Source organism: Pseudomonas sp. P5_B2 (genome assembly GCF_056400445.1).
On record NZ_JBFULH010000207.1, the window covers coordinates 1 to 7,189 of the forward strand.

Here is a 7,189-nt window from a genome sequence, read left to right on the forward strand (position 1 = left end):
GCTGTGTCACGCTTGCTCGGGGTGTGACGGGGTGCGCCCCACCGAAAATGTCCATTCCTGAAACAGCCAGCCCCGCGCAAACCCGCGAACTAAAGCGGTTCGGGCACTATAACCAGAAAATGTTAAATCACTGATACAACCTGCCTTCACCGACCTTGGCGAGCAATCGCGCCAACTTGGCCGGCACGTTTGCGTGGGCGCTGTTTCAGTGGCGATACAAGAATGTTTTTATCACCTCAACATTCAAAGCCAAGCGACTGTATTTAAAAGAATATCCAAAACCGGCACACCTTCTGCTCTATATACGGGCAGCGCTGATAAGGGCCAGCGCTCCACTTACAGAAGGAATTGCCGCTGTGGGGAAATTTTATAAAGGTATTTATCGCTTCCTGCTGATCGCAAGTGCACTGGGCTCAACTGTCTGCCTGCCTGTACAGGCTGACAACGGCATCATAATTATCAAACGTGATGTTCAACCGCGCAACGCGACGATCCCACCGATGGTTCCGGACCCGGACCCCACGACCGCCAATGCCAATCCGTCCCAACATATCCTCAAACAAACGAACGAGTTGAGCGACGGTGACTTCGCCAACGTGGCCAGTGGTGCAGGCATCAATCGCCTGGTTGCTCAGGGCACCAACAATCTGGGCGGCAATATCACCAACCAGACCCAACTAACCAACCTCCCCGGTGGGCGCTCGGGAAATGCCGGCAACGGCATTGCCAACATGGTCAATTCAAGCGTCGCGAAAGGCCTGGCCCCACTGACCATCCTAACGGGAGGTCGTTAAGATGAATCGCACGCTGCTGGCTATCGCCATGTTTTGCAGTGCATCGTCCTTCGCCCAATCTCCCGTCATCAATAACGCCGACATCGACGGTTCGGGCATGCAATACCAGGGCAACCTCTCGGTCAACCAGGCGGCCGGCGATCTACAGCAACAGGCTAACGCTCGAGCCATCGCCACTGGTCATGGAGCCAGCGCGACTACCCAGATTCGCCAACGGTTGCGCTCCCCCGTCGACCCCGCGATCGATGCCCGGTCCAGCATCCAGGGCGACTCCTTCAGTCATGGCAACGGCATCCTGGGTGTCAACCAGAGCACGGGTGCCAGTAACCAGCAAGCCAACGCACTGCGTATCAGTATCGGTACGCAGCCGCAAAGCATCGACGACAGCGTCCTCATGCAACAGAACGTGGCGCTGCTCAACAACTCCGATCCAACTGACTCTGCAGCAGGCTATCGCCAAGTCACTATTAGTGACCAGGCCTTCACTGGTAGTCGCGGGGTAATTCAGTTGAATCAGAGCGCCGGGGTGGGAAACCGAATGGCAAACACTCTGAGCGTACGGGTCGCGGATTGACCCTGATAGGTAAGAACAACACTTAACCTAAAACAAGTACGGAGAATCACCATGAAACCTTCAATAGCAATAAGGCCTCTGGTTTTCGCAATTGCTGCGGTCATGGCTGTTGCTGTACAAGCTGCCCCGCGTGACCATAATCATGACGACGATGATAATGACAACAACGGTGGCCAACAAAACAACCAACCTCCTCGTCCAACAATGATCCCTATCAGCGCGACTGCCAACGCGAACGATAGGCAACGCAGTACTGGCAGCACAATCCGTAACGAAGGGACTATCAACTCAGCCGAGATGAGCAGTTCTGGCGATGGCACCAGCGGCAACGTTGGCGTCAACGTGGCTGCAGGCGCTGGCAACCAACAAGACAACGCTGCTGCCATCGCAAACGCTGCCTCCGACTCGAGTCTGGATAACAGCTTCGTGTTCGGCACTTCCAATGCCTCGGCTAGCGTTACGCAATTCAGCAACAATAACAAAGTCGACAACTACGGAAGCACCAACACTGCCACGATGAGCGGATCGGGCAATAGCGGCAGCGGCAATATGGGTATCAACATTGCTGGTGGCGATCTTAACCAGCAGAAAAACACCATGGCAATTGCAAACTCCAATGCTCCATTGGGTAACGCAAGAGCTACTGCTTCTGCCGATCAAAACGGTCCTGGCCTGACCGTCAACAACAACGCCGATCGCACCTATCGCGTAGATACGATCACCGTTACCAACACCGCCAGCGGTAGTTTCTCTCGAGACAATGCGTTCGAGCTCAGCGGCAGTCAAAGCGCTTCTTCGGGCTGGAACGCCGCCGGTGCAAAAAGCAACAGTGCCAGCGGCTCCCTTAGCCTGGCTGTAAGCGGCGCGAAGAGCAGCAGTGCCAGCGGTTCCAACAACAGTGCTTCGAGCAGCACCCACAGCAGCAGTGCCAGCGGTACCAACAGCAGCGCTTCGAGCGGCACCAACAGCAGCAATGCCAGCGGTACCAACAGCAGCAATGCCAGCGGTTCTTCTAATGCTGCTTTGAGCGCTTCGTTGAACGCTAGCCTGGAAGCGGCGGCTGCAGCTTCCAACTCCACTACCTTCGGCAATCGCACCCGCAGCAGCAGTTCCGAGGCATCGTTAAACGCTTCGCTGGGTGCAAATGTTGACGCATCGCTAAACACTTCGTACGACCGTTCGCGCGACTCCTCGTTCGACAGGTCGCGTGATTCCTCGTTCGACAGGTCGCGCGAATCCTCGTTCGACAGAACCCGCGACTCCGCGTCCAGCAATTCGCACGAATCTTCGTACGACAAATCGAAAGACTCGTCCTTCAGTAAATCGCTCGATGCATCGTATGAAAAAGCTAGCGCCTCGGCGTACGAAAAATCGGGCAGTAAATCGTCCGAGTCTGAGTTCGCCAAACAGGGAGGCTTCAGTGAAAGCAGCTCTTATGATTTGAGCAACACCTATTCTTATCAAGTGCTGACTCCAACTGGCTGGGCAAACCCTGTAACCAACACTGCAACCCTGAGCGGTTCGGTGAATGGCGGCAGTGGCAACCTGGGCGTCAACGTGGCTGCTGGTGTGGGTAACCAGCAAAGCAACTCGTTGGCCATTTCCAACCAATCGTTCTAGATGCTCGCTCTGGAGGCCCCCTTTTGGGGGCCTTTTTAAAACAACCAGAAGGCAATCAACCATGCGCATCATCGCCTTGGCATTTTTGCTTTGCGTGGCCAGTGTGAGCGAGGCTGCACAAATGCCGCTTTCCGTCCTGCCCGGCGGCGCGGTGGTGTACAAGCCGATCCAAAGCATCCGCGAGCGTAAATTTTCCGACCTGGTGCAACAGAAAACCGACTTCAGTTGCGGCGCAGCTGCGCTGGCGACCATTTTGCGCCAGGCCTATTGGCTGGACGTGAATGAAGAACAGGTCATCGAAGGCATGTTGGCTCACTCCGATCATGATCTTGTCCGCGTCCAGGGCTTCTCCATGCTCGACATGAAGCGTTACGTGGAAAGTATCGGCATGCGGGCCCGTGGCTACCGGGTATCGACGGAAACGTTAAGCGAAATCAAAATTCCGGTTGTGGTCCTCATGGACATCCGTGGCTACAAACATTTTGTGGTCATGCAAAGAGTCCATAACGGATGGGTCTATATCGGAGATCCGGTACTCGGCCATAAACGTTACAAAGTCGACGACTTTGTCAAAGGCTGGAACGGCATCATCTTTGCCGTCATTGGCCAGGGCTACGACAAAACCAATGCGTTGCTCGACCCGCCCCTGCCACTGACCGCCAGAAACCGCGTCAACACGTTCAGCCCGGTGCAAGACGCAGAATTAATGGATTTCGGATTCATTCAAAGCGACTTCTTCTAATAACAAGGAGCACGACGCTCCGGGAGCATCCAATGAAGACTCCAATCTGGCTGGCCGTGGTTTGCCTGGCCGTCAGCCTGCCGACCCAGGCACAGACATTTAAACCCATTGAACTGAACGATCAGGAATTGGCGGCCCTTCGCGGCCGTTATGTCATGCCGGGACGGATCATCAGTTTCGGCATTGCCATGACCAGTACCTGGCAAAACGCCAATGGTGAAGTGATCGGGGCGACTTCCTCGATGCAAATTCAACAATCGACCATCAAGCCACAATTCTACGTGACGATGATCGACGAAAAAGGCAATGGATCAGCGCGTTCGCAAGGCATCGGAACCGGTACCGTCACTGGCGGCAGCGGCCTCAACAGCACCGAAGGCGTCACTCAAGTTGTGCGTGCTGCCGGCGACAATAACACTGCCTACAACAACGTTGACATCAACGTCACAAAGGCTAACCAGGTGCCAGCAGCGCAACAGCAGGGCCAGGCATTGGCCGCAGGCTCGAGCTTGGTCGGCACCAATGGCGCTGGCTCGCTGAGCGTTTCTTCAACCGGTACGGGTATACAACTCAACATCGTGGCGAACAACAACCAGGGCAGCACCGTACAGCGCCTTGCTCAGGGTGGGCTGATGCAGAACGCGACTTTGCTCGGCGGTGGCAACCAGGTCCGCAACCTTACGTCCCTCAATGTCGTGCTGCGTGACAACGTGCCGACAGCCGGCTCGGTGAGCGGCAACCTGGACCAGCTCAAAGGTATTCGTGCTCTCGGATTCTGATCTACGCTGAGTCTCACCAGATGGAGTGTCAGAAGGGACGGCTAACCCATGCACCGATCGTTAACGTTAAGAGTTATCGTTTGTTTGAGTAGCCTGGCACCGGCCACACTGCTATACGCAGCCGCGGACCCCCAGGTCGAAGCACTAAAACAAGAACTGATGGTGTTGAAACAGCGTTACGAAGCACAACAGAACGCGCTGATGGTACTCGAGCAGCGCGTTCGCCAAGTCGAAGAAGCACCTGCGACACCTGCCCCCCAACGCCTGACCAAATCCCCTGCTGAAACAGTCAAGGGTGGCCAGACAGTGGCTGCCGGAGCGCCGGGAACCACTGGCAGTTCATACGGCCAATCGCTGCAGGATGACTCGCAACCGTCACAAAGCGTTTCCAACCTCTACGACGAAGCCAGTGGGTTCTTCGGCGGCGGCAAGTTCAGCGTCGAAACCGGGCTGACCTACACCCACTTCGATACCCGTGCGCTGGTGCTCAACGGCTTCCTGGCACTGGACTCTATTTTTCTCGGCAACATCAACCTCGACCGTATCAAGGCCGACAACTGGACCCTCGACCTGACCGCCCGTTACAACGTGGCACAACGTTGGCAGTTCGATATTAACGTTCCCGTGATTTATCGCGAATCAACTTATTCCTCCGGTGGCGCCGGTGGCGCCGGCCCGGTGACGTCGGACGCCACTGTCACCCGCGACCCGACCATCGGCGATGTGAACTTTGGCGTTGCTTACAAGTTTCTGGATGAAACCGCCAATCTGCCCGATTCGGTCTTCACACTGCGCCTTAAAGCGCCGACCGGTGATGACCCTTATGGCATCAAGCTGGTCAATGACCCGAACAACGATAACCTCTCGGTACCCGAGGACTTGCCTACCGGCAATGGTGTCTGGTCGATTACCCCGGGTATCTCGCTGGTCAAGACCTTCGACCCGGCCGTACTCTTCGGCAGCCTGGCCTATACCTACAACATGGAAGAGTCCTTCAGCGACATCAGCCCTCAGGTCAACTCCAAGGTGCCTGGGGACGTGAAGCTGGGCGATTCCTGGCAGGTTGGCGCCGGCATTGCATTCGCCTTGAACGAGAAGATGAGTATGTCGTTCTCGTTCACCGATCAGTTCGCCAGAAAGAGCAAGATCAAGCCGGATGGTGGCGATTGGCAATCGATTACCAACAGCGATTACAACTCAGCCAACTTCAACATCGGCATGACCCTGGCAGCATCCGAAAACCTGACGATCGTTCCCAACCTGGCCATCGGCGTCACCGACGATGCACCAGACTTTTCCTTCAGCCTGAAATTCCCGTACTACTTCTAACCGACACCCACAAAAAACCCGCCTTTTCGGCGGGTTTTTTCTTTTTCCATGCGGCTTTCGGCTGCGTCACCGTATCTGATGCTTGTGCAACAAACGGTAGAAAGTTGGCCTGGATATCCCCAGCACCTTGGCGGCGATGCTCAAATTGTCGCTGTGACGATTAAGTACATCGCACAACGCCTGACGCTCTGCCCGGTCCTTGTAGTTTTCCAGCGTGCCCATCGGCGCGACAACAGTATGGTGACTGATCAGCCCCAAGTCTCGCGCCGCGATCTGTCGGCCTTCGGCCAACACCAGCCCGCGCCGTACCCGATTGGCCAACTCGCGCACATTGCCCGGCCAGTCATGCTTGCCCATGGCAATCAGCGCGTCATCGCTGAAACTGCGAGGACGGCGGCCGGTTTCATGGCTGTAGAAGTGGGAAAAATGGTTGGCCAGCATTAACAAGTCGGCATGGCGCTCACGCAGTGGTGCGGTGACGACTTGCAATACATTCAGGCGGTAGTACAAATCTTCGCGAAAGCGCTTTTTTTCGATCATTTCCTCCAGGTCTACGTGAGTCGCCGCCAATACTCGCACATCCACCGGAATCGGTTGACCGCCACCGACACGCTCGATGTGTTTCTCTTGTAAGAAACGCAGCAAATGGGCTTGCAACTCCAAGGGCAAATCACCGATTTCATCGAGAAACAGTGTGCCTCCATTGGCCGCTTCAATTCGTCCGACCTTGCGTTGATGGGCGCCGGTGAAGGCCCCCTTCTCATGGCCAAACAGCTCGGACTGGATCAGGTGTTCGGGAATCGCACCGCAATTGATCGCCACAAAAGGCTTGCTGTGGCGCTGGGACTGACGGTGCAGGGTGCGTGCCACCAATTCTTTACCCGTGCCGCTTTCACCACGAATCAATACCGGAGACTCGGTAGGTGCCAGCTTGCTCAACAATTTGCGCAGTTCACGAATCGGCTTGCTGTCGCCCAGTAGCTCGTGTTCATTCTTATTAACGTGAATCGTGGTCTGCCCCCGCAGGCGTGCCATGCCGAACGCCCGCCCCAGCGTGACTTGCACCCGGGAGACGTCGAACGGCAAGGTATGGAAGTCGAAAAACCATTCACAAACGAAATCCCCGACATTCTGCATGCGCAGCACATCCTGATTGAGCACAGCGATCCATTCGGTGCCACTGCGACTGATCAGCTCTTTGACAGGTTCGGAGTGTTCCAGATGATAAGGTTGTAAACGCAACATCCCAACGTCACACATTCGATCGACGGCATTCTCCAGGGAACAGCTATCACCATCCCACCCCACAGTGCGCAATCCCGGTACCAGACGATGGCAGTCGTCACAGGGG

General features: G+C 55.8%; 7 protein-coding genes. 6 read left to right on the forward strand and 1 reads right to left on the reverse strand.

Going from position 1 to position 7,189, the window contains the following annotated elements:
* Positions 1-356: 356 nt before the first annotated feature.
* From AC1DRJ_RS15985 to AC1DRJ_RS16010, 6 genes are all read left to right on the forward strand, one after another.
* Positions 357-794 carry a hypothetical protein gene (locus tag AC1DRJ_RS15985; protein ID WP_477803021.1) on the forward strand — a complete coding sequence of 146 codons (438 nt, stop codon included), beginning with the start codon at positions 357-359 and terminating at the stop codon, positions 792-794.
* Between the two features lies 1 nt (position 795).
* A complete protein-coding gene (locus AC1DRJ_RS15990; protein ID WP_477803015.1) occupies positions 796-1,368 on the forward strand; it encodes an adhesin in 573 nt (190 codons plus the stop codon).
* A 51-nt stretch (positions 1,369-1,419) separates the two neighbouring features.
* Positions 1,420-2,988 carry a heme utilization protein gene (locus tag AC1DRJ_RS15995; protein WP_477803016.1) on the forward strand — a complete coding sequence of 523 codons (1,569 nt, stop codon included), beginning with the start codon at positions 1,420-1,422 and terminating at the stop codon, positions 2,986-2,988.
* 61 nt (positions 2,989-3,049) lie between these two features.
* Positions 3,050-3,730, forward strand: a complete 681-nt coding sequence (locus AC1DRJ_RS16000) for a C39 family peptidase (protein WP_477803017.1) — start codon at positions 3,050-3,052, stop codon at positions 3,728-3,730.
* Positions 3,731-3,762: 32 nt separating this feature from the next.
* The gene (locus AC1DRJ_RS16005; RefSeq protein ID WP_477803018.1) at positions 3,763-4,509 is read left to right on the forward strand and encodes a hypothetical protein; all 747 of its coding nucleotides are present in this window, start codon (positions 3,763-3,765) and stop codon (positions 4,507-4,509) included.
* A 48-nt stretch (positions 4,510-4,557) separates the two neighbouring features.
* Positions 4,558-5,838 (forward strand): coiled-coil domain-containing protein, encoded by a 1,281-nt coding sequence (locus tag AC1DRJ_RS16010; RefSeq protein WP_477803019.1) that lies wholly within the window; start codon positions 4,558-4,560, stop codon positions 5,836-5,838.
* Positions 5,839-5,904: 66 nt separating this feature from the next.
* Here the strand turns inward: AC1DRJ_RS16010 and AC1DRJ_RS16015 are convergent.
* Positions 5,905-7,189, reverse strand: a 1,285-nt coding sequence (locus AC1DRJ_RS16015) for a sigma-54 interaction domain-containing protein (RefSeq protein ID WP_477803020.1), incomplete at its 5' end; no start/stop codon positions are given.